The sequence below is a fragment of the Saccharothrix luteola genome (assembly GCF_020859565.1).
Lineage (GTDB): Bacteria > Actinomycetota > Actinomycetes > Mycobacteriales > Pseudonocardiaceae > Actinosynnema > Actinosynnema luteola.
This window is the reverse complement of the sequence record NZ_JAJHUO010000045.1, coordinates 1-24,259: the sequence shown is the minus strand read 5'-3', so window position 1 is coordinate 24,259 and position 24,259 is coordinate 1. Positions and strand designations below refer to the sequence as shown.

The following is a 24,259-nucleotide window of genomic DNA, read 5'->3' as shown; positions in this document are numbered from 1 at the left end:
CCCGCTCGGGGGGACGGCCCTTCGGCCGTTGTCGGGGTCAGTGGGAGGCCCAGCCCAGGGCGCGGGAGATGGCCAGGCCGCACGTGCGCACGGCGGGCACGACGGTGTCCGTGCGGGTGCCCGTCGGCACGACGACGGACACCGCGGCCACCACGTCGCCGTCCGGGCCGCGCACGGGGGCGGCGACCGAGTAGGTGATCATCTCGATCTGGCGGTCGCTGATGGCATAACCCTCGCGGCGCACGCGGGCCAGGGCCTCCCGCAGCTCGGGCGCCGACCCGATCGTCCGGGGCGTGAACCGCTTGAGCGGCGCGGCCAGCACGGCCTCCTGCACGGCGACCGGCGCGGCGGCCAGCAGCACCAGGCCCACGCCCGTGCAGTGCGTCGGCATCCGGCTGCCGACCCGCGTCACCACGTTCACCGCGTCCCGCGCCGAGATCCGCTCCACGTACACGACCTCCGTGCCGTCGCGCACGGCCAGCTGCACGTTGTGCCGCGTGACCTCGTAGAGGTCCTCCAGGAACGGCAGGGCCCGGTCCCGCAGGTCCAGGCTGCCGGGCGACAGCGCGCCCAGCTCCAGCAGCCGCAGGCCCACGCGGTAGCGGCCGTCCGGCGCGCGGTCCAGGGCCCGCAGCTCCACCAGGGACGCCACCAGCCGGTGCGTGGTGCTCAGCGGCAGGCCGGAGTGGCGGCTCAGCTCGGACAGCGTGACCGCCGGTCGGTCCACGGTGAACACCGACAACAGCGAGAACGCCCGCTCCAGCAGCGACTTCGGTGTGGGCACGGGCCCAGTCTCCCAACGGCCTTCCGCTCATCGGAAACCGCCCTGCCCCCGTCGAGGTGACCCGCGCCACCCTCCCGGTATGGACAAACGGGTGCTCCCGCTGGGCTGGACGGCGGTACTGCTCGACGGCTTCGACCTCGTGGTGCTCGGCACCGTGCTCCCGGTCCTGCTCGACACGGGCCAGTGGGGCATCACGCCGGCGTCCGCGTCGGTCGTCTCCACGGCGGGCCTGGTCGGCATGATGCTGGGCGCGATGGCGATCGGCACGGTCACCGACCTGGTCGGTCGGCGCAAGGCGCTGATCGCCTCCGTCGGCGGTTTCTCCCTGTTCACGCTGCTGTGCGCGGCGGCGCCGTCGATCGAGGTGTTCGGCGGGCTGAGGTTCCTGGCCGGGCTCGGTCTCGGCGGCTGCCTGCCGACGGCCATCGCGCTGGTCGACGAGTTCGCGCCGGCGCGGCGGCGGGGGAGGGCCACCACGCTGGTCATGACCGGCTACCACGTGGGGGCGGTGCTGACCGCGCTGCTCGCGATGCTGGTGATCCCGTCGCCGGGGTGGCGGGCGTTGTTCGTCGTCGGCGCGGCGCCCGCGCTCGTGCTGGTGCCGTTGATGGTGGTGCTGCTGCCGGAGTCGCGGGCGTTCCGGGGGGGAGCGGGTGTCGGCGGGGCGGCTGGTCGGCTCGCTGTTCCGGCCCGGCGTGCGGCGGGCCACGGTGGCGTTCTGGGTGGCGTCGTTCATGGGGTTGCTGTTGGTCTACGGGCTGAACACGTGGCTGCCGCAGATCATGCGGGCGGCCGGGTACCCGCTGGGCGCGGCGCTGGGCCTGCTGCTCACGCTGAACGTCGGCGCGGTGGTCGGGCTGCTGGTCGCGGGCGCGGTGGCGGACCGGGTCGGCGTGCGGCCGTCGACCATCGGCTGGTTCGCCGCGTCGGCCGCGTTCCTGGGCCTGCTGAGCGTGCAGCTGCCGACCGCGGGCGTGTACGCGGCGGTGTTCGTGGCCGGGTGCTTCGTGTTCAGCTCGCAGGTCCTGGTGTACGCGTACGTGGGCCGCGTGTACGACGACGGCAACCGTGCCACGGGTCTGGGGTGGACGGCGGGCGTCGGCCGGATCGGGGCCGTCTGCGGGCCCGTGCTGGGTGGGGCGCTGCTCACCGCGGGCCTCGCGCACCCGTGGGGTTTCTACGCGTTCGCCTTGGTGGCGGGCCTGGGCGCCGTCGCGGTGACCGCCGTCGGAGCGGTCTCCGGGCGGGTCGCGGCGGGGCGTGACGGCGGCTGAGGGTGGCTGGTGCGGCGGGGTGAACCGGTCACCGTTTAGACTGCGGATGACTCCAGTCGACTCAGGGAGATGCGCGTGGCCGAGATGACCGTCCAGTTGGTCGCGGTGGAACGCCGCCTGTGGTCCGGCACGGCCACCTCGGTGGTCGCGCAGACCCTCGAAGGCGAGATCGGCATCCTGCCCGGTCACGAGCCGGTGCTCGGCCAGCTGGTCGAGGGCGGCGTGGTCCGGATCCGCACCGCGGACAACGAGCTGGTGACGGCGGCCGTGCACGGCGGGTTCCTCTCCGTGACCGGCGACGGGGTGAGCATCCTCGCCGAGGACGCGGAGCTCGCCCACGAGATCGACGTCGAACAGGCCCGCTCGGACGCGCAGAACGCGGACGACGTGCAACGGGCCCGGGCGATCGCGCGGCTTCGCGCCGCCGGGCACTCGGCCTGACGCGGACGAGCGGACGAACGCCGTGGGGATCGCCGAACTGGTGGGGCTGGTCCTGTTCGGCGCGGTGGTCGTCCTCGCGTACCTGGCGTGGCGGCGCGTCCGACTGCTGCGCGCGGGCGGCGTGCACGTCGCGCTGAGGTCCAGGCTCAAGGGCTCCGGCCGGGGCTGGCACCTGGGCGTCGGGCACTACCGGGGTGACGAGTTCACCTGGTTCCGCGTGCTGAGCCTCAGCTCCGGCCCGGACATGGTCATCTCCCGCGAGGGCTTCGAGATCGACGACCGCCGCGAGCCCACCCCACCGGAGGCGTACGCGATGCCCGCGGGCGCGGTGGTACTCCGCTGCCGCGGCAACAAGGGCGAGGTCGAGATCGCGATGGGCCCGGACGCGCTGACAGGATTCCTGTCCTGGTTGGAGTCAGCGCCTCCGGGCCGATCCATTCCCTGGGCCTCCTAGCGAACCCCGGTCAGGTCAGGTCGAGGCCGGTGAGCGCCGGCCGCACCGCGGTCGTCGCGCTGATCGCCTCGTTGTCCAGCGGGTGGTCGTCCCCGTCGGGCAAGGACGCCACCGCCCGGAAGTTCACCTTCCCGAGCGCGGCGTCGTCCGGGCGGAACGTGTAGCTGAACGGGAAGCCCACCGTGCCCGTAGCGCTCGCCGGCACGTACTGGGTGTAGTGGCCGACCTCGCTCCAGCCCGACGGCGTGCTGCGGTACAGCGTGACGGTCACGTCCTCGGCGTACCGCGTGTTCGCGATCCGGATGGTGACGGGTTTGGTGACGCCGACCGTCGCCGCGGCCGGTGTGGTGAACCGGGCGATGGCGACGTCGTGCGTGCGGACCTGGACCACCCGCGACGTGGTGGCCGACCGGCCGTCCCCGGTGGTGTGGGTCAGGGTCACGGTGTAGTCGCCGTCGGCTGCGTAGCGGTGCTGGGGTTCCCTGCCCTCGGCGGTCGTCCCGTCGCCGAAGTCCCACCGGATGTCCAGGTAGGTGGACACGTCCGGGACCTCGGTGTAGTCGTAGAACCGGACGTCGTCGAACGCGGACGGCGAAGCGGGGTCGTGCGCGAAGTAGGGCACGATCGGTTGGGCGACGTCGATGGTGAACCGCAGGTTCCCCGCGTTGTACTCGCCTTGGGCGACGCGCAGGTAGTACGTCGTGCCCGCGACCGCGCGGAAGGTCAGGCTCCGCGACGAGGACGCGCAGTCGACCTCGGTGAGGCCCCCGGGCGATGATCCGGTGAAGACCGACAGCACCGCGGTGCTCGGCTCCTGCGAGAAGGTGACCGGCGTGGTCTCGGGCAGCGTCACGGCGTACCACAAGGACCGCGTGGGCGCTTCGCACGTGCCCGCCGGCTCGTCCGGTTCCAAGGTCGCCGTCGACAGGGTGGGCTGCGCGGTGTGGGGCAGGGTGACCGGTTCCGCGTCGGCGAAAGCGTCGTTCGGGAGCGTGGCCGGCCCGGTCACCGAGAAGGTCAGCGACGGCGGCCAGGCCGGTCGCGAGGTGGACGAGCTGATCATGAAGTGGTAGCGGGCGCCGGCGACGACGGGCAGTTCGATGCGCGACTGGAGCGTGCCGTCCACGTCGTCGTTGCAGGCGAGCCTCGTCAGCGCGCCTCGGGAGCCGGTGTGCGCCGACAGGGCGGTGTCGTAGGTGCTGCCCGCGGTGGTCGCCGTGATCACGCCGGTCGCAGGTGCGGTGTAGGTGAACCAGACCGAGAGCTGGTACGCGTAGCAGTTGTCGGGGTCGTCGGCGGCGTGCGTCGCCTCGACGACCGCCTGGGTGGTGGTGAACGGCAGGGCGCCGATCGGCGTCGCCTGGCCGAAGTCGTCGTTCGGGGGTGGCGCGGCCTGCGCCACCCCCGGGACGAGCAGACCGAGCAGCGCGGCCACCACGACCACTCCGGATCTTCGTGTTCTGGGCACGGCGAAATCCCCCCTCGTCGTGTGGACGCCCCCCGGCGTCCGGACCCGACCGAGTGAACACAAAGACGATCAGTCGTGGTGGCCCGCCGATCACGCGGGCACTCGATCGGTCGAGTGATGTCACTCGAACGGAGGGTCAGGCCGGATTCTTGATGCTCTCGTAGATCCGCGCGAAGCCCTCCTTGCCGTGACCGGCGTCGACCTGCCGCCGGATCAGGTCCTGCACCACGCCGACCACCTCCGTGGAGATGCCCCGGGCGGCGCTCGCGTCGAGCATGTCGCCGAGGTCGGAGAACTCCAGGCTCTGCTGACCCGGCACGGTGTAGTCGCCGCCGTCGACCACGGCCGCGAACCCGGCGAACCCGCCGGTCATCGCGGCCAGCCACGGCGCGGCACGCCCGGCGAACTCGGTCGCCGTCACGCCCGCGTCCGCGACCATCGCCGCGCCGTGCAGGAAACCGGCGAACATCACGTACATGCCGGCGAGCAGGGCCAGGTCGTACAGCGACGCCAGGCCCGCGTCCTCGCCGAAGTACGCGCTCTCGCCCCACAGGTCCAGCAACGGGCGGTATTGCTCGAACGCGGTGGCCGAGCCGCTGTAGAGGACGGACGAGCCGGGCCGCCCGATCATGTCCGGCACGGCCATGATGCCGCCGTCGAGGTACACCACGCCGTGCGCCGCCGCCCAGCCGGCGATCTCCCTCGACTGGTCGGGCGTGGTCGTGGTGACGTTGACCAGCGTGCGGCCGGTGAGCAGGCCGGCCACCGGGTCGAGCACCTCGTGGACCGAGGCGGCGTCGAAGAGGCAGGTGATCACCACGTCGGACGCGGCCACGGCGTCGCGGAGGTCGTCGGCGGCCGTGGCGCCGAGGTCGACGAGGGCGTCGGCCTTGCCGGGCGAGCGGTTCCAGACCGTCGTGGTGTGCCCGGCGCGCACCAGGGCGGTGGCGAGGGCGGCGCCCATCGCGCCGAGCCCGAGAACGGTTGCCTTCGTGTTCGTCATGCCAAGATCGTCACCCGTACCGATAGGGTTGACCAGTACGGACTATTTTGTGCAGTACACACCTTTTGGTAAGCACCCCCGGGAGGGGCCGATGGCGGCTCGACGTGGTCCCTACTTCTGCGGCATCGACGCCGCGATGGACGTGGTGTCCGGCAAGTGGAAGTCGCTGATCCTGTGGGAGCTGGCCGAGCACGGCGTGCGCCGGTTCGCCCAGCTGCGCCGCGGCCTGCCGGGCGTGAGCGAGAAGATGCTGGTCCAGCAGCTGCGTGAGCTGGAGGAGGACGGCCTCGTGCACCGCGAGGTGTTCCCCGAGGTGCCGCCGAGGGTGGAGTACGCGCTGACCGGGCACGGGGTGTCGCTCAACGAGGCGCTCGCCGCGCTGGGCGTGTGGGGCGCCGAGCGGATCGAGCGCATCGGCGCCGAGAAGGTGGTCTACGCGTCCTGAGCGGGCACCCGCTCGGCGGGGCTCGGCCGGCGGAACAGGGTGCCCAGCCTGCGCAGGGCATCCTGGTCGCCGGAGGCCGAGGCGGCGCCGGAGGCGATCTTGTCCGCCAGGCTCGACCGGCCGTCGGCCAGGGAGGCGAAGACGTCCTCGTCGGTCTCGACCACCGCGTCGGGCCGCCCGGCGGGGCCGTGGCCCGCGTCCACCTCGCCGTCGTCCACGCGGACGTGGAACACCTCGTCGCCGACCCTGAACTCGTAGACGGCCCGCACGCCCGCGGCGGCGTCGGCGTCGAAGAACGCCTCCATCGCCAGCACGGCCCAACCGGGGTGGAACGCCTCGCCCGCCCGCCGTTCGCCCATGGCCCACCTCGTGCCCCAGCGGGCCAGGGCGAGCACCGCCGGCCCGAGCTCCAGGCCTGCCTCGGTGAGGGCGTAGGCGGGGGTCCGGGCCGGCGCGGGCAGCGTGACCTTGTGCGCGAGGCCTTCGCGTTCGAGGTGCTTGAGCCGCGCCGCGAGCAGCCCGGTGCCGAGGCCGCGCAGGCTCTGCTGGAGGTCGCCGAACCGCTTCGGCCCGGTCAGCAGCTCGCGGACCAGCAGGAGCGTCCAGCGCTCGCCGACGAGGTCGAGCGTCCGCGCGGTGGCGCAGTACTGGTTGTACGTCCGCTGGTCCACCGGCTCATCCTAGGGTCGGCGCCTCCCGGCCCACGACGGCGAGCAGCACGTCCGCGATGCGGCGCGGATCGGTCAGCGGCGCGTCGTGCGGCCCGTCCACGGGCACGGTCCGGTAGCCGAGGTCGGCGGCGAACCGGGCGAACGGGAACGTCTCCGGCACGCAGTGGACGCCGGTGCCGGGGATGCGGTCGACTGCGCCGGTGAGGCGGGTCGGCTCGGTGAACGTCCGCAGCGCGTGGGTGCGCAGCCGCTCGCCGAGCCACCGCGCGTCGTCGGGGTCGGTGACGCCGAACGACTCGGGCGCGGGCGGCGCGATCAGGCCGTCGGCGTTCGCGGCGGCGGTGACCGTGGCGGTGAACCAGTCCGGCGCCAGGTCGGTCAGGCTCGCGCCGTCGGGCCCGGCCCAGCCGTCGACCAGCACGAGGTGGGCCACCCGGTGCGGGCGGAGGTCGGCGGCCTGGCGGACCACCAGGCCCGCGTAGCTGTGGCCGACCAGCACCAGGTCAGGGTCCGTGACCGCGTCGACCGCCGCCACCACCTCGTCGACGTGGTCGGACAGGCCGACGTCGCGGTCGTGCGCCAGGTCGGGGGTGACGACGTGCGCGCCGGCCGCCGTGAGCAGGGGCGCGACCCGCTCCCAGGCCCAGCCGCCGTGCCACGCGCCGTGGACGAGGACGTAAGTGGTCATGGTCGACCTCCGGTAGGTGTGCTTCCTGTTTTTGAAGCTTAGACTTCAAAAACAGGAAGCGCTACCGTCGAGGTCAGGCGTTGGCGCCCGGCTGCCAGAGCACGTCGCCGTCCGGGTTGGCGACCCTGGCCAGGATGAACAACAGGTCGGAGAGCCGGTTCAGGTACTTCGCGGTCAGCGCGTTCGTCTGCTCGGCCTCGACCTCGATCAACGCCCACGCGCCCCGCTCGGCCCGCCGGGCGATGGTGCGGGCCTGGTGCAGCAGCGCCGCGCCGGGTGTGCCACCGTTGAGGATGAACGACTCCAGCTTGCCCAACCGGGAGTTGAACGCATCGCACCACGACTCGAGCCGGTCGACGTAGGCCTGGGTGATCCGCAGCGGCGGGTACTTGGGATCCGGCGCGATCGGCGTGCAGAGGTCCGCGCCGACGTCGAACAGGTCGTTCTGGACCTGCCGCACCACCTCGGCGACGTCGGGTTCCAGCGCGCCGAGCGCCAGGGCGACGCCGAGCGCGGCGTTGGTCTCGTCGACGTCGGCGTACGCCGTGATGCGGGGTGACGTCTTGGGCACCCGGGAGAAGTCGCCGAGGCCGGTGGTCCCGTCGTCGCCGACGCGGGTGTAGATCTTCGTCAGGTGCACGGCCATGCGAAGCACTGTAGACACCGCGGTGGCCGACCACGGACGGGCACGATTCAGACCGTACGTAGGATTGCGGCACAACGAGCAAGGAGTTCCTTACGTGAGTGAGCACTTCCGGGTTCAGGGCGGTGGGCGACTCGTCGGCGAGGTCGCCGTCGTAGGCGCGAAGAACAGCGTGCTCAAGCTGATGGCGGCGGCACTGCTGGCCGAGGGCACCACCACCATCACCAACTGCCCGGAGATCCTGGACGTGCCGCTGATGGCGGACGTCCTGCGCAGCCTCGGCTGCGAGGTGGCGATCGAGGGCCGGGTCGTCACGATCACCACGCCGAAGGAGCTCAACCACCGCGCCGACTCCGAGGCGATGGGCAAGCTGCGCGCGTCCGTGTGCGTGCTCGGTCCCCTGGTGGGCCGGTGCAAGCGGGCCGTCGTCGCGCTGCCGGGTGGCGACGCGATCGGCAACCGGCCGCTGGACATGCACCAGAGCGGCCTGCGCAAGCTCGGCGCGCACAGCGAGATCGAGCACGGCTGCGTGATCGCCGAGGCCGAGGGCCTGCACGGCGCGCAGATCTGGCTCGACTTCCCCAGCGTGGGCGCGACGGAGAACATCCTGATGGCGGCGGTGCTGGCCAACGGCACCACGGTCATCGACAACGCCGCCCGCGAGCCGGAGATCGTGGACATCTGCGTGATGCTCCAGCAGATGGGCGCGAAGATCGAGGGCGCGGGCACGTCCACGCTCACCGTGCACGGGGTGGAGTCGCTCCAGCCGACCGAGCACCGGGTGATCGGCGACCGGATCGTCGGCGCCACCTGGGCGTTCGCCGCGGCCATGACCCGCGGTGACATCACCGTGCGCGGAGTGGACCCGCACCACCTCGACCTGGTGCTGGAGAAGCTGCGGATGGCGGGCGCGGACGTGACCACGCTCGACGACGGCTTCCGCGTGGTGCAGACCGACCGACCCCGGTCGGTGGACTTCGTGACGCTGCCGTACCCCGGTTTCGCCACCGACCTGCAGCCGTTCGCGATCGCGTTGTCGAGCGTGTCCGACGGCACGTCGATGATCACCGAGAACCTGTTCGAGGCGCGGTTCCGGTTCATCGAGGAGATGGTGCGGCTGGGTGCGGACGCGCGCACCGACGGCCACCACGCGGTGGTGCGGGGCGTCGAGCGGCTGTCCAGCGCGCCGGTGTGGGCGTCGGACATCCGCGCGGGCGCGGGGCTGGTGCTGGCCGGGCTGTGCGCGGAGGGCGCGACCGAGGTCTACGAGATCTTCCACATCGAGCGCGGCTACCCGGGCTTCGTGGAGAACCTGCGCAAGCTCGGCGCGACCGTGGAGCGCGTCACCGCCTGACCGTCCCCTCATCCCCCTCGTCCGGTGTCCGGTGTTCACCGGACACCGCTTGATCAGCGGTTTTCCTGGAGTCGGAGCACGTTGTCCCGACTCCAGGGGGAGAAGACCATGCGGGGGATCGTCCGGCGGACGGGGTCGGCGCGGGACGGTGCCGACCCTGGTCGCCTTGGTGGTGGGGGCGGCGGCCATCGCGTTCTCCGCGCCCGCGTCGGCCGCGGAGCCGCCCCGGTGCACCGCGATGACGGAGATGGTGCGATCGGGTCGCACGATCGTGGTGCCGACGGCCATGGGCAGCCCTTCGTGCCAGATCGGCCGCGACTACGCGGCGAACGCGACGGTCGTGTCCCGGTTGCAGTCCTCCACGCCGACGGCAGCTTCGGGCCGCGCACCGAGGCCGCGCTGAAGGCCGTGCAGCGCTACATCGGCACCGACCCGGACGGCATCTACGGCCCGAACACCCGTGACCGGATGAAGTTCACAACGCCGGATCGCGTCCACTGCTACCGCCACTGATTCCAAGGGGGAGATCGGCATGACGAAGGGTTCAGGGTTGCGCCGGTTCGGCGTGGGTGTGGCGGCCGTGCTCCTGGCCGTGACCGGGGCGGTGCTGTCGGCGGGATCGGCGTCGGCGGCGACCGACCTGTGCGTGAAGATGGTGCCCCGCTACGTCGGCGCCAACGCCATCCTGGTGCCGGCCGGCTCCGCCAACAGCCAGACGTGCCTGATCGGCAGCGGTCTGGTGGCGAACTAGAAGATCGTGGTGCTGTTCCAGGCCACGATGGTCAAGTGCTACGGCGGTCTTCGACTGGCTTCGCCGTACGAAGACGAGCTGATCCGCGACCTCGACGCGGACGGCAGCTTCGGGCCGCGCACCGAGGCCGCGTTGAAGGCGGTGCAGAAGTCCATCGGCGCCACGGTCGACGGGTCCTACGGTCCCAACACCCGCGACCGGATGAAGTTCGTGGACGACCGCAGCCGCTACTGCTACGCCTACCGGAGCTGAGCCACGCCCAGCGGATCAGCGGGTGGTGCGGCCCGGCACCTCGTCGTCGGCGGGGAGCCGGGCCGGACCGGTGGTCAGGTGGCGCTCCGCAGCAGCAGCTTGGCGTCGGGCGCGTCGGCGGGGAACACCATCAACCGGTGCAGCCCGTCCCGGCGGACGACGGTCACCTTGATGCGCGCCGCGCGCAGGCGTCGGACGAGCACGTCGGCGGCCTCGGGGGTCGGCACGGCGGACACTTCGGTCAGCAGGCCGAAGTCGTCGCCGGTGTAGTCGGGCACGGCTCGCCGGTCGATTCCGAACGCCCAGAACAGCACCAGGCCGAGCAGGCCGAAGACGATCACCATGAGCAGGAACGTGGTGAGCGCGGTCACGCCGTCCATCCTCCCGCAGTCACGATTCAGTGAGCAACGGCACCTGCGGACCTTGTTACCCGTCAGTACGCTACGGGGAACCACCGCCTGCGACGCCGGAGGCGGCGCAGTTCGACACAGGAGGTTGCCGTGCCGTACCCGGCCGACCGAGAGCGCGACCGCCCGTGGGTGATGCGGACGTACGCCGGTCACTCCAGCGCCACCGCCTCCAACGCGCTGTACCGCCGCAACCTCGCGAAGGGCCAGACCGGCCTGTCCGTGGCGTTCGACCTGCCCACGCAGACCGGCTACGACCCGGACGACGAGCTGGCCAAGGGCGAGGTCGGCAAGGTCGGCGTGCCCGTCAGCCACATCGGCGACATGCGGCAGCTGTTCGACGGCATCCCGATGGGCGAGGCGAACACGTCCATGACCATCAACGCGACGGCCATGTGGCTGCTCGCGCTGTACGTGAGCGTGGCCGAGGAGCACGGCGCGGACCGCGCCACCCTCGCGGGCACCACGCAGAACGACATCATCAAGGAGTACCTGTCCCGCGGCACGTACGTGTTCCCGCCCGGGCCGAGCCTGCGGCTGATCACCGACATGGTCGCGTGGACCGTGTCGAACGTGCCGAAGTGGAACCCGATCAACATCTGCTCCTACCACCTGCAGGAGGCGGGCGCGACGCCCGTGCAGGAGATCGCGTACTCGCTGTCCACCGCGATCGCGGTGCTGGACTCGGTGTTCGACTCGGGCCAGGTGCCCGAGGAGCGGCGCGGCGAGGTCGTCGCCCGCATCTCCTTCTTCGTCAACGCGGGCGTGCGGTTCGTCGAGGAGATGTGCAAGATGCGGGCGTTCGTCCGCCTCTGGGACGAGATCACCCGCGACCGGTACGGCATCGCGGACCCCAAGCACCGCCGGTTCAGGTACGGGGTGCAGGTGAACTCGCTCGGGCTGACCGAGGCGCAGCCGGAGAACAACGTGCAGCGGATCGTGCTGGAGATGCTCGCCGTGACGCTGTCGCGGGACGCGCGGGCGCGCGCGATCCAGCTGCCCGCGTGGAACGAGGCGCTCGGCCTGCCCCGGCCGTGGGACCAGCAGTGGGCGCTGCGGATGCAGCAGGTGCTGGCCTTCGAGACGGACTTGCTGGAGTACCAGGACATCTTCGAGGGCTCGCACGTCGTCGGGGCCAAGGTGGACGAGCTCGTCGAGGGCGCGCGGGCCGAGATCGACCGCGTGCAGGCGATGGGCGGCGCGGTCGCGGCGGTCGAGTCCGGGTACATGAAGTCGGCGCTGGTGTCGTCGTTGGCGGACCGTCGTCGGCGGGTGGAGTCCGGTGAGGACGTCGTCGTCGGCGTGAACAAGTTCGCCACCACCGAGCCGTCGCCGTTGCAGGCCGAGGGCGCGAACGCGATCGAGCAGATCGACCCGATCGTCGAGGAGCACGCGGTCGAGGCGATCCGGGCGTGGCGGTCCTCTCGGGACGACGCGTTGGTGAAGTCCACTTTGGACGACCTGCGCGCGGCGGCGAAGACGGACCGCAACCTGGTCGAGGTCACGATCGCGTGCGCGAAGGCCGGCGTGACGACGGGCGAGTGGTCGCAGGCGTTGCGCGAGACGTTCGGCGAGTACCGCGCGCCGACCGGTGTCTCGGCGGCGTCGGCGTCCGGCGAGGCGGGCGTGGCGATCGCGCGGGTGCGCGAACGCGTGCGGGCGACCGGCGAGGAGTTGGGCGAGCGGCTGCGGATCCTGGTCGGCAAGCCCGGCCTGGACGGTCACTCCAACGGCGCCGAGCAGGTCGCCGTGCGGGCCCGCGACGTCGGCTTCGAGGTCGTCTACCAGGGCATCCGGCTCACGCCCGCGCAGATCGTGGCCGCCGCCGTCCAGGAGGACGTGCACGTGGTCGGCCTGTCGATCCTGTCCGGCTCGCACCTCGAGGTCGTGCCCGCGGTGGTCGACGGCCTGCGTGCGGCGGGCGCTGGTGACGTGCCGGTCGTCGTCGGGGGGATCGTCCCGCCCGACGACGCCGACGCGCTGCGCGAACGCGGTGTGGCCAGGGTGTTCACGCCCAAGGACTACGAGCTGACCCAGATCATGGACGAGATCGTGACCGTCGTGCGCCAGGCGAACGGCCTGGAGACGTAGCATCCACAGTGGACCGCCCGGGTCGCTCGTCCCCGGTCAGCGCGGCGTCACGGGGATGATGCCGTTGTCCTTCTCGAACACCAACAGGCGTGCGCCCAACGGCTTGCTCAGCGTCACCGGGTAGTACTGGAACCGGTAGATCGTGGCATGCGCGCAGTTGCCGACCGGCCCGGTCTCGCGCACGCCGATCACCACGGACGTCTCGGTCTCGGTCACCACGGGCTCCCTGACCACGGGCTCGTCACCCGGGCACGGCGGGTAGGGTGCGCCCAGCTCCACCTCCAGGTGCACGCCGTCCGACGTCTTGGCGTCCTGAGCGCCGGGGATCACCTCGCCCTGCTTCCAGAACGCGTCGGGCGTGAGCGCGGGCCACGCGTACACGCTGCCGAACGCCGACCGGAACAACCACGCCGGCAGTTCCAGGTCACCGCGGTCGGTCCTGAACGTCGCCCTGCCCAGTTCGGCGCTCACCAGCTCCAGCGGCTCGCCCTCGCGGGCGCCCGCGGACATCCCGGCCAGCGCGTCGCGCATGCCGACCAGCGGGAACGACGCCGGACCGTCGATCAGCACGACCTCCGCCGGCCCCGGCGTCGGCGGTTCGACGCCGGTGAACCGGTAGCCGTGGCCGTGGGCCAGCTTCTCCTCCCCGAGGCCCATCCACTCCACGGTCACCAGCTTCGGCGCGAACAGCACGATCGGCCGGGGGACGGCGTCGACCGGGAAGTCCACCCCGGCGGGAACGGGCGCCGTCGAGGTGGGCGGGTCGGACTCGAGCAGCAGCGGTGCCGCCGCGTGGTCGACGCGGGCGCAGCCGGCCGCCAGCACACCGAGGATCACGACTAACAGGCGAAGTCTCATGCCAACGGGACGGAAGTCCACCGGCGGGCGGTTGCACGGCCGGTTACCGTCGGGACATGGCCGAATACCAGCACATCCGCGTCGACCGCACGGATGACGTCGTGCGGATCACCATGGACCGCGCCGCCCGGCGCAACTCGCTGTCCGCCGAGCACCTGGCGGAGCTGCTGACCGCGTTCCGCGAAGTCGCCGCGTCGGACGCGGTGGGTGTGGTGCTCGCGGGCGAGGGCCCGGTGTTCTCCGCCGGGCACGACTTCGCCGACGTGTCGGCCCGCGACCTGGAGGGCGTGCGCGAGCTGCTGACGCTGTGCACGGACCTGATGCGCACGATCGAGTCCGTGCCGCAGGTCGTGATCGCGCGCGTGCACGGCCTGGCCACGGCGGCGGGCTGCCAGCTGATGGCGTCGTGCGACCTGGCGGTGGCCGCCGAGGAGGCCGGGTTCGCCCTGCCCGGTGGCAAGGGCGGCTGGTTCTGCCACACCCCGGCGGTGCCGGTGGCCCGCGCGATCGGGCGCAAGCGCCTGATGGAGATGGCGTTGACCGGTGACGTGGTGGACGCGCGGACCGCCGAGCAGTGGGGCTTGGTGAACCGCGTCGTGCCGCTCGCCGAGCTGGACGACGCCGTGGACGAGCTGATGCGCCGGGCCACCCGCGGCAGCCGGGCCGCCAAGGCGTTGGGCAAGCAGACCATCTACGCCCAGCTCGACCGGCCCGAGGCCGACGCCTACGGCATCGCGGTGGAGGTGATGGCGGCGGCGTCGCAGACCCCGGCGGCCAAGGAGGGCATGGCGTCGTTCCTGGAGAAGCGCCCGGCCGTCTGGACCGACTAGCCGGCCACCCCGAGCACGAGGGAACCGGCGGCGAGGGCGAGGAACGCGCCGGGAGCGGCGATGTTGTGCCACACCCGGTGCCGCGCGTGGAGCCCGACCGCGCCCGCGAAGAACGCCACGAGCCCGATCGCCGCCGCCGTCCCGACGACGGGCACCCCGAGCAGGCCGAGGAGCAGGCCGATCGCGCCCGCGGCCTTCAGCGCGCCCAGGGCGGGCACCCACGAGCCCGGCACGTGGACCTCGGCCGAGTTCGCCAGCACGAACCCGGCCTTCGCGAAGTCGGCGACGGCGACTGCGGCGTTGGCCAGGATCGCGAGGACGGTGACGACGACGTGTGCGGTGGACATGAACCCCTCCGGACGTGAGGTGAGCAGGCGGAGCGCCTACTCACCCGACGTGCGGGCGGCTTGGGAGGTGACCGGCCGCCCCGCCCTCGACCGCGGCCGTCACGGCTGCGCGTGCTCGTGCAGCAGGAGCAGCGTGTAGGCGGCGATCGACTGGGCGTCGGTGATGTCGCCCCGCGCGATCATCGCCTCGAACTCCGCGCGCGCGAACCACGCCGAGCGCATGTCCTGCTCCTCGTGCTCCCGCTCGTGGAAGCCCTCGCGCAGGTCGGTGGCCAGGAACACCCGGCCGCGCTGGCTGGACATGCCCGGCGCGACGTCCAGCACGCCGAGCTGCACCAGCCTGCCCGCCCGCAGCCCCGTCTCCTCCCGCAGCTCGCGCTCGGCCAGCACCAGCGGGTCCTCGGCGGCGCGTTCGGGCGCGGTGCCCTGCGGGAACTCCCAGCGCCGCATGCCGATGGGGTAGCGGAACTGCTCGACCAGCCGCAGCCGCTCGCCGTCCATGGGGATCACCAGCGCGAAGTCGGGCTTGTCCACCACGCCGAAGATGCCGGTGGTCCCGTCCGCCCGCCCGACGGCGTCCTCCCGGACCACCATCCACTGGTTCGCGTACACCTCACGCGATCCGAGGGTTTCCACGATCACTCTCCCTGTGCCGAAGGCTCCGGACCGCCGCGCGATCGGGCCACTGCCGATCGACGCCGCCCGTACGCGAAGTACACCACCGTGCGGCCGGCCGGACTCCGACCACCTCCGCGTGCGGGGGCGCTCCCTCGTCGGTGATCAGGGACGACGGGCTCGGCGCGCGGGAGCGTCCACCGGGTGACACGTCGGCCGACGGCACCTGCCGGTGCGCCGGGGTCCGCACCCCGTAGCCTGTCGGCCGTGCGCCTCGTCATCGCTCGCTGCCAGGTCGACTACGTCGGACGTCTCACCGCCCATCTGCCGATGGCGCAGAGGCTGCTGCTGATCAAGGCGGACGGCTCGGTGTCGATCCACTCCGACGACCGCGCGTACAAGCCGCTGAACTGGATGAGCCCGCCGTGCTGGCTGATCGAGGACCCGGACATGTGGGTCGTGCAGAACAAGGCGGGCGAGAAGCTGATCATCACGCTGGCCGAGGTGCTGCACGACTCCAAGCACGAGCTCGGCCCGGAACCCGGCCTGGTCAAGGACGGCGTCGAAGCGGACCTGCAGAAGCTGCTGGCCGAGCACGTCACCACCCTCGGCGACGGCTGGACCCTGGTGCGGCGCGAGTTCCCGACCCCGATCGGGCCGGTCGACCTGATGTGCCGCGACGCGTCCGGCGCCTCCGTGGCCGTGGAGATCAAGCGCCGCGGCGAGATCGACGGCGTCGAACAGCTGACCCGCTACCTGGAACTGCTCAACCGCGACCCGCTGCTGGCGCCGGTGCGGGGCGTGTTCGCCGCGCAGCAGATCAAGCCGCAGGCGCGGACCCTCGCCGAGGACCGCGGCATCCGCTGCGTCGTGCTGGACTACGACGCGCTGCGCGGGATCGAGTCGGACGAGTTCCGGCTGTTCTGATCGCCGGCCCGATCGCGTCGACCCGGAAAACCGGTTGATCGCCGCGTCGGGCCGATTACTCTGATGTGCGCACCCGGTGCGAAGTCCAGCGGCTACTTCTTCAGGTGAAATCACGCCGCCGGACGAACTGATCTCGGGAGCGCACAACTTCACACGTGCCCGGTGCGCAGGCGAGGGTTACTTCCACTGTAAATGGGGTGGTCGCGGGTTCGAATCCCGTCATCGGCGCAGCCGGTGTAGCTCAGTGGCCAGAGCGCCTGATGTACCTTCACCGATTTGATCTCGGGCACGTGTGGAGTTCGTGGTCGCTCCTCTCGGCAATTCGGCGGTTGAGGGGCGGGAAAATGAGCAAGTTCAACTTCGGTCGCGTGCGCGCGGCCGTGGCCGGCCCGGTGGTGTCCGAGGCCGTGGCGAGCGGGCGCACGCACGAGGGCGCTCCGGGTTATGCGCGGGAGCCCAAGTCTGAACTTTTCCTGCTCGCGGTCACCAACATGGTGGGCGAGCAGACGTTCTACGAGTCCGCCGGCGAGCGGGACGACCGCTACGCCGCGCTGGTGCGCGCCACGACCGCCGCCGACCCCGACTGGACGGCCCGGTTCCTGGCGTGGCTGCGCGGCGAGGCGAACATGCGCACGGCGGCCATCGTCGGCGCCGCGCACTTCGTCAAGGCACGGCTCGAGTCCGGCGCGCCGGGCATGTCCCGGCAGGTCGTGGACTCGGTGCTGCACCGGGCCGACGAGCCGGGCGAGCTGCTGGCCTACTGGACCTCGCGGCACGGCCGCGCGCTGCCGAAGCCGGTCAAGCGCGGTGTCGGTGACGCGGTGCGGCGGCTGTACGACGAGCGCGCGTCGGCCAAGTGGGACTCGGAGGCACGCGGCTTCCGGTTCGCCGACGTGCTGAACCTGACGCACCCGACGCCGCGCGCCGACTGGCAGGGCGACCTGTTCACCCACATCCTCGACCGCCGCAACAACCGCGCCGACGGCGTGCCCGAGTCGCTCGGTGTGCTGCGCTCGCGCGCGGAACTGATGGCGTGGCCGGTGGAACGGCGGCGCGCGCTGTTCCACGAGGACCGCGACACCGCGGCTGCGACGCTGCGTGCGGCGGGCATGACGTGGGAGTCGGTCGCGGGCTGGTCGCAGGGTCCGCTGACGGCCGAGGTGTGGGAGTCGCTGATCCCGTCGATGGGGTACATGGCGTTGCTCCGCAACCTCCGCAACTTCGACGAGGCGGGGGTGTCGGACGCGGTGGCGGAGGAGGTCGCGGCGCGGTTGGCGGACGCCGGTCAGGTGGCCCGGTCCCGGCAGCTGCCCATGCGGTTCCTGTCGGCGTACCGCGCGGCGCCGTCGTTGCGGTGGGCGTGGGCGTTGGAGCGGGCGATCACGCACTCGCTCGGCAACGTGCCCGAGCTGCCCGGCCGCACGCTGGTGCTGATCGACACGTCGTACTCGATGAACGCGCCCTTCGCCAAGGACGGCACGCTCATGCGGTGGGACGCGGCGGCGGTGTTCGGGATCGCGCTCGGGTCGCGGTGCGAGCAGGCGGACGTGGTGTCGTTCTCGAACAGCACGCGCCAGTTCCGGCTGAGCCGGGGCGAGTCGCTGCTGAAGGCGGTCGAGCGCTGGAAGTCCGACGGCTACTTCATCGGCAACGGCACGGCCACCGCCCACGCGGTGCGGTCGAGCTTCAAGCGCCACGACCGCGTCGTGATCATCACGGACGAGCAGGTGGGTGACGGCGACGTGCACCGGGCGATGCCCGACGACGTGCCGCTCTACACGTGGAACCTCGCCGGTTACCGGTTCGGCCACGCACCGAGCGGCGGCATCGGCGGCGCTCGCGACCGGTACGCGTTCGGCGGGCTGACCGACCAGGCCTTCCGGATGATCCCGCTGCTGGAGAGCGGTCGGGACGCCACCTGGCCGTTCTAGGCGAGTCGCGCCCGCCGGTCCGCACCACGCGGGCCGGCGGCGCGCCCGTCCTCGGTGTGGTTCGCGGGTCGGTGGCGTGGCCGTTCCCGCCGTGGTCCTCGGGCTTGCGGCGTGGCCGTTCTCGCCGCAATTCGCGGGGCCGGCGGTAAGCCGTTCGGGCGCGTGGCAGGCCGGATTTCGCGATATACGCTGACTTCCCCCTCAACGGGCTTGGAGGCGCGTGGTGCGAAGATCGCGAAGACGAAGATCCGGCACACCCCTGGTCCTGTCGGTTCTCCTGTCGGCCCTACCGGCGGCGGCGGGCTGCATGGCGCAGACGCCCGCGTTGTCGCCGCCCCTCGTCGCGGTGGTGAGTTCACCCGCCGCACCTTCTCCGGCCGCGCACCTCGCGGCACACCCCCTCTCCGGGCACGCCGGTGGCGAAGTCCTGCTCAGCGGCCAGGGTTACCCGGCACACGGTCGAGTGGTGTTCACCTTCCACGGCCACCGGATCGGCGACGCCACCGCGGACGCGGTCGGCCGGTTCGCCGAAGTGCCGGTGCGCGTGCCCGACTCGTTCGGGGATTCCGCGCCCGGCACGCCGTTCACCATCGGCGCCACCTCCGGACCCGTCTACGCCGAGACGCCGTTCGTCCTGACCCGCTGACGCGACGGCGCGCCCCACCAGAGGTTTAGTCCGGGGTAGTTCAAACCGGCGGAGCGCGTCGAGGTGCACTACCGTCGGCTTGATCGGCTGTGCGGTACTGCCTGGTCACGCGTGGTGGCGCGGGATCGTGTTCGGGGTTGTTCGAAAGCAGGGAGGTGGGCGGAGGTGCCCGTACTGGCCCAGGTGGACCTCAGGCTGGACGCCGGTCCGTTGGACTACACCTTGCTGGCGGTGTACTTCGTGTTCGTCCTCGGCATCGGCTTCATGGCCCGCAGATCGGTCTCGTCCAGCCTCGACTTCCTGCTCTCCGGCCGCTCGTTGCCCGCGTGGGTGACGGGCCTGGCGTTCATCTCCGCCAACCTCGGCGCGATCGAGCTGCTCGGCATGGCGGCCAACGGCGCGCAGTACGGCATGGCGACGGTGCACTACTACTGGATCGGCGCGATCCCGGCCATGGTGTTCCTCGGCCTGGTGATGATGCCGTTCTACTACGGCTCGAAGGTGCGCAGCGTCCCGGAGTTCCTGCGCCGCCGCTTCGGCAAGGGCGCCCACCTGGTCAACGCGATCAGCTTCGCCGTCGCCCAGGTGCTGATCGCGGGCGTGAACCTGTACGCCCTGGCGTTCCTGCTGAACCTGATGCTCGGCTGGCCGATCCCGCTGTCGGTGGTCATCGCCGCGGCGATCGTGCTGACCTACACCGCGCTGGGCGGCCTGTCCGCGGCCATCTACAACGAGGTGCTGCAGTTCTTCGTGATCGTGGCCGCGCTGCTGCCGCTGACGATCGTCGGCCTGCACAAGGTCGGCGGGTGGGACGGGCTGGTCGAGAAGGTCACCGGCGGTCCGGGCGGCGCCGAGCAGCTGTCGGCGTGGCCCGCGACCGAGCTGACCGGCATCCAGAACCCGGTGCTCAGCGTGATCGGCATCGTGTTCGGCCTCGGCTTCGTGCTGTCGTTCGGGTACTGGACGACGAACTTCGCCGAGGTGCAGCGCGCGTTGTCGGCGAAGAGCATGTCGGCCGCGCGGCGCACGCCGATCATCGGCGCGTACCCGAAGATGCTGATCCCGTTCGTGATCATCATCCCGGGCATCATCGCCGCGCTGGTGGTGCCGGAGATGGTCGCGCTCAAGGCCGGTGAGGAGAGCGGCGGCGTCGTCTACAACAACGCGCTGCCCGCGTTGATCGGCGAGCTGCTGCCCAACGGCATGCTGGGCATCGCGATCACGGGTCTGCTGGCGTCGTTCATGGCGGGTGTGGCGGCGAACGTGTCGTCGTTCAACACGGTGTTCACGTACGACCTGTGGCAGGACTACGTGAAGAAGGACCGCCCGGACGAGTACTACCTGCGGATCGGGCGGCTGGCCACGATCGGCGGCACGGTGGTCGCCATCGGGACCGCGTTCCTCGCCGCCGGCTACGGCAACATCATGGACTACATCCAGGCGCTGTTCTCGTTCTTCAACGCGCCGCTGTTCGCCACGTTCATCCTGGCCATGTTCTGGAAGCGGATGTCGGCGGCGGCGGGTTGGGCGGGCCTCGTCGCGGGCACGCTCGGCGCGGTGGCGGTGTTCGTGCTCGCCGAGACCGGCGTGCTGGACCTGCCGGGGCAGGGCGCGAGCTTCGTCGGCGCGGGCGTGGCGTTCGCGGTGGACATCGTGGTCAGCGTGGTGGTGACCACGTTCACCCGGCCGGTGCCGGAGGAGCGGCTGGTCGGGCTGGTCTACAGCCTCACGCCGAGGGAGGACCGCAGGCACTCCACCACGGGCGACGACGCCGGGTGGTACCGGTCGCCGCTGCTGCTCGGCATCGGCGTGCTGGTGCTGACCGCCGTGCTCAACATCATCTTCGGCTGAGGGAGGTCGTCGTGGCGCACAAGGCCGGTCTGTTCGACCTGCGACTGGTGATCGCGGTGCTGTTCGCCGTCTACGGCGTGGTGCTGCTGGTGGTCGGACTCGGCTTCACCGACGAGGCCGACCTGGCGAAGGCCGACGGGCTCAACATCAACCTGTGGACCGGCGTGGGCATGATCGCGCTGGCGGCGGTGTTCGCGGCCTGGGCGACCTGGCGGCCGGTCGTCGTGCCCGACGAGCCCGACGTGTCGGACCTGGCGTCCGGGCCTGCGCCGGGGACGGAGCGGTGACGCCCCGGTCGGCGCGTCGGGGTCAGCGCCTCGGGTAGACCGGGTTGAACGCCTCGACCGTCCAGGTGTCGAGCCAGCGGACGGCGCGGCGGATGCCGGGTCGGATTCGGTTGCGCATGCGGTGGTCCTCTCGGTCCGGTTCATCGGGGTCACCTGGTTCAGCGCGTCGATCTTCTGAATCGTTCCCGAAGGCCGTAGTGAGGACGGACACAGGGTTCGTGCCACGAATGGAGCACTCGGTCGCTACCGTGCACCACGTGCCCCGTCTCGTCGCCGTGTTGAGCTTGATCCTGCTGCTGGCCGGCTGCGCCGGGGCGGATCTGGCCAAGCAGAGGTTCCCGCGCACCACGATCCCGGCCGACGCCGAGAACGTCTCGGACCCGGGCGGGTCGAGCCAGAAGTCGCCGCCGCCCGCGAACGGCCAGCCGGTCGACCCGGCGTTCGCCGCGGACAAGCTGCGGCTGACCGACCCGTGCGAGCTGCTCGACGAGGACGTGCTCAAGCGGTTCGGCACGCCCGGCGACCGTTCGCGCAGCGGGTTCAGCCGGTGCTCGAACTTCATGAAGGACAAGGGCGGCAAGGACCTGGCCGTCACCGTCGAGGTCGGCCAGACCATGACCAGCGAGCTGAAGAAGGCGGACAAGCAGCTCGCCGGCCTGCGCAGCTACGAGCAGGTGCTGGAGAACAGCGCGTGCTTCGTCTCGGTGATCACGCAGGAGGAGCCGGGGCTGGGCCTGACCGTGCAGATCGGGTACGAGGACGGCGACGCGTGCGCGCCGGGGCGTGAGATGGCCGAGGCGGTGGTCAAGCAGATCAAGGAGCGTTCGGCGACCCGGACGCCCGCCAAGGGCTCGCTGATCACGCTCGACCCGTGCGCCGTGCCGGACAAGGCGGCGGTCGACGCGGCGGCGGGCGCCGATTACCGTGTGTACCCGTACGGGCTGCACAACTGCGCGTGGGTCGGCGAGGACCGCGAGCTGACGCTGGCGTTCCGCGAGACCTACATCCCCGACGACCGCTCGTTCGACGACAAGCAGACCGAGGTCGACCTGGGTGGCGGCGTGGTCGGCTACCAGGTGTCCAACAGCACGGCGTTCCCGTCGTGCGAGGTCAAGTGGGTGCAGCTGGCCGGCTCGGACAACGAGGGCGAGATCGTCCAGGTCAAGTCGGCCGCGCCGAAGGCGACCGAGTTCGACCGCTGCGCGGCGGCCGTGACGTTCGCCAAGTCGATCCTCGGCAAGATCCCGAAGGGCTGAACGGGGGCTGACATCACCCCCCGTTACCCGTTACTGTCGAGTAACCCCCGTGTTCGTGCTCGTGCTAGGAGGGTCCGATGACGCAGACCGTTCCCACCACTCCGGCGCGGGCCGACGACGGGCAGCGGAGGTTCGCCTCGCTCGACCCCCGCACGGGTGAGGTCGTCGCCCACCACGTGGTGAGCTCGGAGGACGACGTCCGGGAGGCCGTGCGGGTGGCCCGGGGCGCGGCGGCGTTCTGGGCGGAGCTGGGGTTCGACGGCAGGCGGGCGCGGTTGGACGCGTGGCGCAAGCTGCTGCTCAAGCGGTTGGACGAGTTCCAGGTGCTGATCAGCGCCGAGACCGGCAAGTCCGCCGACGACGCGCGGGCCGAGCTGGCGCTGGTGATCGACCACCTGCACTGGGCGGCGAAGCACGCGCCCAAGGTGCTGGGCAAGCGCAAGGTCGCGCCCGGGATGTTGATGTACAACCACGCGGCGACGTTGGAGTACCGGCCGTTGGGCGTGGTCGGCGTGATCGGGCCGTGGAACTACCCGGCGTTCACCCCGATGGGGTCCATCGCGTACGCGTTGGCGGCGGGGAACGCGGTGGTGTTCAAGCCGTCGGAGTTCACGCCGGGGGTCGGGGTGTTCCTGGCGTCGACGTTCGGCGAGGTGGTGCCGGAGTTCCCGGTGCTGCAGGTGGTGACGGGGTTCGGCGAGACCGGCGCGGCGTTGTGCACCTCCGGGGTGGACAAGTTGGCGTTCACCGGGTCGACGGCGACGGGCAAGAAGGTGATGGCGGCGTGCGCGTCGTCGTTGACGCCGGTGTTGGTGGAGTGCGGCGGCAAGGACCCGCTGATCGTGGCCGAGGACGCCGACGTCCGGGCGGCGGCGGACGGCGCGGTGTGGGGCGGGATCTTCAACTCCGGGCAGACGTGCGCCGGGGTCGAGCGGGTCTACGTGGCCGACGCGGTGTACGACGAGTTCATCGGGTTGGTGGTGGAGAAGGCGAAGAAGTTGCGGCCCGGTGGTGAGGCCGACGCGCACTTCGGGCCGATCACCATGCCCAAGCAGGTCGACGTGATCCAGTCGCACGTGGCCGACGCGTTGGAGCGGGGCGGGCGGGCGGTGGTCGGTGGGTTGGAGTCGATCCGGCCGCCGTACGTCGAGCCGGTGGTCCTGGTGGACGTGCCCGATGACTCGATCGCGGTGACCGAGGAGACGTTCGGGCCGACGTTGGTGGTGACGCGGGTGGCCGATGCGGACGAGGCGGTCCGGCGGGCCAACTCGCTGGCCTTCGGGCTCGGCGCGTCGGTGTACTCGCGCAACCGGGGCGAGGAGTTGGCGGACAGGCTGCGGTGCGGGATGGTGTCGATCAACTCCGTGCTGGCGTACGCGTCGGTGCCCGGGTTGCCGTTCGGCGGGGTGGGGGATTCGGGGTTCGGGCGGATCCACGGGGAGGACGGGCTGCGGGAGTTCGCTTATGCCCACTCCGTGACGCGGAAGCGGTTCGGGGCTCTGCTGAACCCGATGACGTACGACCGCGGGTCTCGCACGATCCGGCACGTGGTGCGGCTGGTCCGGGTCCTCTACGGCCGCTGACCGCGCGTGTCGAACGCTCAGGTCTCGCGTGTCGAACCTTCAGGTCGGGCGTGTCGAACGCTCAGCGCCCGCGTGTCGAACGTTCAGGACGGGTGAGTCCTACGTTCGGAGCTTGAGAGTCCTACGTTCAGGTACCCCGAGTTGAACGTTCGGGTCGGGGTCCTGTTCGGCTCGATTTGACAGGTGGATTCCAGCGGTCGTCGCATCACGGTGGTCAACTGCTGTCGGTGAGGAGTTTAGTGAGGCGCTCGGCTGGGGTGTCCCAGTCGAGTGTCTTGCGTGGGCGGCGGTTGAGTTGGGCGGCGACGGCGGCGAGGTGTTCGGGTGTGTGGACGGACAGGTCGCTGCCTTTGGGGAAGTACTGGCGGAGTAGGCCGTTGGTGTTCTCGTTGCTGCCGCGTT

28 protein-coding genes and 1 pseudogene are annotated in these 24,259 nt (G+C 71.4%); 18 read left to right on the top strand and 11 right to left on the bottom strand.

The annotated features are described in order from the left end of the window. Positions 1-37: 37 nt before the first annotated feature. Positions 38-784, bottom strand: a complete 747-nt coding sequence (locus LNK82_RS42675) for an IclR family transcriptional regulator (protein WP_230572518.1) — start codon at positions 782-784, stop codon at positions 38-40. Between the two features lie 79 nt (positions 785-863). On the opposite strand from LNK82_RS42675, the pseudogene LNK82_RS42670 reads away from it, so the two are divergent. From LNK82_RS42670 to LNK82_RS42660, 3 genes and pseudogenes are all read left to right on the top strand, one after another. Then, positions 864-2,058, top strand: a pseudogene (locus tag LNK82_RS42670) (MFS transporter). A 75-nt stretch (positions 2,059-2,133) separates the two neighbouring features. Continuing rightward, positions 2,134-2,499 (top strand): F0F1 ATP synthase subunit epsilon, encoded by a 366-nt coding sequence (locus LNK82_RS42665; protein ID WP_230572517.1) that lies wholly within the window; start codon positions 2,134-2,136, stop codon positions 2,497-2,499. 22 nt (positions 2,500-2,521) lie between these two features. Further along, positions 2,522-2,953: a DUF2550 domain-containing protein gene (locus tag LNK82_RS42660; protein WP_230572516.1), complete on the top strand. Its 432-nt coding sequence runs from the start codon at positions 2,522-2,524 to the stop codon at positions 2,951-2,953. A 10-nt stretch (positions 2,954-2,963) separates the two neighbouring features. Here LNK82_RS42660 and LNK82_RS42655 read toward each other — a convergent pair whose 3' ends face one another. Beyond that, entirely contained in the window at positions 2,964-4,421 is a 1,458-nt protein-coding gene (locus tag LNK82_RS42655; protein WP_230572515.1) for a PKD domain-containing protein, read from the bottom strand. Positions 4,422-4,557: 136 nt separating this feature from the next. After that, positions 4,558-5,424, bottom strand: coding sequence for an NAD(P)-dependent oxidoreductase (locus tag LNK82_RS42650; protein ID WP_230572514.1), 867 nt, complete (start codon positions 5,422-5,424; stop codon positions 4,558-4,560). 91 nt (positions 5,425-5,515) lie between these two features. Between LNK82_RS42650 and LNK82_RS42645 the strand changes: the two genes are divergently transcribed. Then, entirely contained in the window at positions 5,516-5,869 is a 354-nt protein-coding gene (locus tag LNK82_RS42645) for a winged helix-turn-helix transcriptional regulator (protein ID WP_230572513.1), read from the top strand. Here the strand turns inward: LNK82_RS42645 and LNK82_RS48075 are convergent. The 3 genes from LNK82_RS48075 to LNK82_RS42630 all read right to left on the bottom strand — a co-directional run bounded on the left by LNK82_RS48075 (position 5,857) and on the right by LNK82_RS42630 (position 7,874). Then, positions 5,857-6,540, bottom strand: coding sequence for a winged helix-turn-helix transcriptional regulator (locus LNK82_RS48075; protein WP_230572512.1), 684 nt, complete (start codon positions 6,538-6,540; stop codon positions 5,857-5,859). The two genes, LNK82_RS42645 and LNK82_RS48075, sit on opposite strands and share 13 nt — an antisense overlap. 4 nt (positions 6,541-6,544) lie before the next feature. Then, entirely contained in the window at positions 6,545-7,228 is a 684-nt protein-coding gene (locus LNK82_RS42635) for an alpha/beta hydrolase (protein WP_230572511.1), read from the bottom strand. A gap of 73 nt (positions 7,229-7,301) precedes the next feature. After that, on the bottom strand, positions 7,302-7,874 hold the full coding sequence (locus tag LNK82_RS42630) for a cob(I)yrinic acid a,c-diamide adenosyltransferase (RefSeq protein WP_230572510.1): 573 nt from the start codon (positions 7,872-7,874) through the stop codon (positions 7,302-7,304). A 94-nt stretch (positions 7,875-7,968) separates the two neighbouring features. Here LNK82_RS42630 and murA point away from each other — a divergent pair, with 94 nt between their 5' ends. From murA to LNK82_RS42610, 5 genes are all read left to right on the top strand, one after another. Further along, positions 7,969-9,225 (top strand): UDP-N-acetylglucosamine 1-carboxyvinyltransferase, encoded by a 1,257-nt coding sequence (murA, locus tag LNK82_RS42625; protein ID WP_230572509.1) that lies wholly within the window; start codon positions 7,969-7,971, stop codon positions 9,223-9,225. A 148-nt stretch (positions 9,226-9,373) separates the two neighbouring features. Beyond that, positions 9,374-9,628: a hypothetical protein gene (locus tag LNK82_RS42620; protein ID WP_230572508.1), complete on the top strand. Its 255-nt coding sequence runs from the start codon at positions 9,374-9,376 to the stop codon at positions 9,626-9,628. A 5-nt stretch (positions 9,629-9,633) separates the two neighbouring features. Beyond that, a complete protein-coding gene (locus LNK82_RS48535) occupies positions 9,634-9,738 on the top strand; it encodes a hypothetical protein (RefSeq protein WP_372470793.1) in 105 nt (34 codons plus the stop codon). 19 nt (positions 9,739-9,757) lie between these two features. Beyond that, positions 9,758-9,976 (top strand): hypothetical protein, encoded by a 219-nt coding sequence (locus tag LNK82_RS42615; RefSeq protein WP_230572507.1) that lies wholly within the window; start codon positions 9,758-9,760, stop codon positions 9,974-9,976. A 9-nt stretch (positions 9,977-9,985) separates the two neighbouring features. After that, positions 9,986-10,228 (top strand): peptidoglycan-binding domain-containing protein, encoded by a 243-nt coding sequence (locus LNK82_RS42610; protein ID WP_230572506.1) that lies wholly within the window; start codon positions 9,986-9,988, stop codon positions 10,226-10,228. 74 nt (positions 10,229-10,302) lie between these two features. Here LNK82_RS42610 and LNK82_RS42605 read toward each other — a convergent pair whose 3' ends face one another. Further along, entirely contained in the window at positions 10,303-10,608 is a 306-nt protein-coding gene (locus tag LNK82_RS42605; protein WP_230572505.1) for a hypothetical protein, read from the bottom strand. 120 nt (positions 10,609-10,728) lie between these two features. Between LNK82_RS42605 and LNK82_RS42600 the strand changes: the two genes are divergently transcribed. Beyond that, positions 10,729-12,726 (top strand): ethylmalonyl-CoA mutase, encoded by a 1,998-nt coding sequence (locus tag LNK82_RS42600; protein WP_230572504.1) that lies wholly within the window; start codon positions 10,729-10,731, stop codon positions 12,724-12,726. Between the two features lie 36 nt (positions 12,727-12,762). On the opposite strand, the gene LNK82_RS42595 is transcribed toward LNK82_RS42600, so the two are convergent. After that, positions 12,763-13,584: a hypothetical protein gene (locus LNK82_RS42595; protein ID WP_230572503.1), complete on the bottom strand. Its 822-nt coding sequence runs from the start codon at positions 13,582-13,584 to the stop codon at positions 12,763-12,765. Positions 13,585-13,640: 56 nt separating this feature from the next. Between LNK82_RS42595 and LNK82_RS42590 the strand changes: the two genes are divergently transcribed. Continuing rightward, entirely contained in the window at positions 13,641-14,414 is a 774-nt protein-coding gene (locus LNK82_RS42590) for an enoyl-CoA hydratase-related protein (RefSeq protein WP_230572502.1), read from the top strand. On the opposite strand, the gene LNK82_RS42585 is transcribed toward LNK82_RS42590, so the two are convergent. Both LNK82_RS42585 and LNK82_RS42580 read right to left on the bottom strand, forming a co-directional pair. After that, positions 14,411-14,761 carry a DoxX family protein gene (locus tag LNK82_RS42585; protein ID WP_230572501.1) on the bottom strand — a complete coding sequence of 117 codons (351 nt, stop codon included), beginning with the start codon at positions 14,759-14,761 and terminating at the stop codon, positions 14,411-14,413. The genes LNK82_RS42590 and LNK82_RS42585 overlap by 4 nt on opposite strands. Positions 14,762-14,860: 99 nt before the next feature. Then, a complete protein-coding gene (locus tag LNK82_RS42580; protein ID WP_230572500.1) occupies positions 14,861-15,397 on the bottom strand; it encodes an NUDIX domain-containing protein in 537 nt (178 codons plus the stop codon). A gap of 246 nt (positions 15,398-15,643) precedes the next feature. Here LNK82_RS42580 and nucS point away from each other — a divergent pair, with 246 nt between their 5' ends. The 7 genes from nucS (at position 15,644) to LNK82_RS42545 (ending at position 23,857) form a co-directional block, all read left to right on the top strand. Beyond that, on the top strand, positions 15,644-16,303 hold the full coding sequence (gene nucS, locus LNK82_RS42575; RefSeq protein WP_230572499.1) for an endonuclease NucS: 660 nt from the start codon (positions 15,644-15,646) through the stop codon (positions 16,301-16,303). 344 nt (positions 16,304-16,647) lie between these two features. Further along, a complete protein-coding gene (locus LNK82_RS42570; protein WP_230572498.1) occupies positions 16,648-18,234 on the top strand; it encodes a TROVE domain-containing protein in 1,587 nt (528 codons plus the stop codon). Positions 18,235-18,457: 223 nt separating this feature from the next. Further along, on the top strand, positions 18,458-18,880 hold the full coding sequence (locus LNK82_RS42565) for a hypothetical protein (protein ID WP_230572497.1): 423 nt from the start codon (positions 18,458-18,460) through the stop codon (positions 18,878-18,880). A gap of 165 nt (positions 18,881-19,045) precedes the next feature. Then, entirely contained in the window at positions 19,046-20,731 is a 1,686-nt protein-coding gene (locus LNK82_RS42560; RefSeq protein ID WP_230572496.1) for a sodium:solute symporter family protein, read from the top strand. A gap of 11 nt (positions 20,732-20,742) precedes the next feature. Continuing rightward, a complete protein-coding gene (locus LNK82_RS42555; RefSeq protein WP_230572495.1) occupies positions 20,743-21,018 on the top strand; it encodes a hypothetical protein in 276 nt (91 codons plus the stop codon). Positions 21,019-21,275: 257 nt separating this feature from the next. Continuing rightward, a complete protein-coding gene (locus LNK82_RS42550) occupies positions 21,276-22,274 on the top strand; it encodes a DUF3558 domain-containing protein (protein ID WP_230572494.1) in 999 nt (332 codons plus the stop codon). A 77-nt stretch (positions 22,275-22,351) separates the two neighbouring features. Beyond that, the gene (locus tag LNK82_RS42545) at positions 22,352-23,857 is read left to right on the top strand and encodes an aldehyde dehydrogenase family protein (protein ID WP_230572493.1); all 1,506 of its coding nucleotides are present in this window, start codon (positions 22,352-22,354) and stop codon (positions 23,855-23,857) included. A 214-nt stretch (positions 23,858-24,071) separates the two neighbouring features. On the opposite strand, the gene LNK82_RS42540 is transcribed toward LNK82_RS42545, so the two are convergent. Then, positions 24,072-24,259 (bottom strand): transposase (locus tag LNK82_RS42540; protein ID WP_372470790.1); only part of this gene is annotated, 188 nt, incomplete at its 5' end.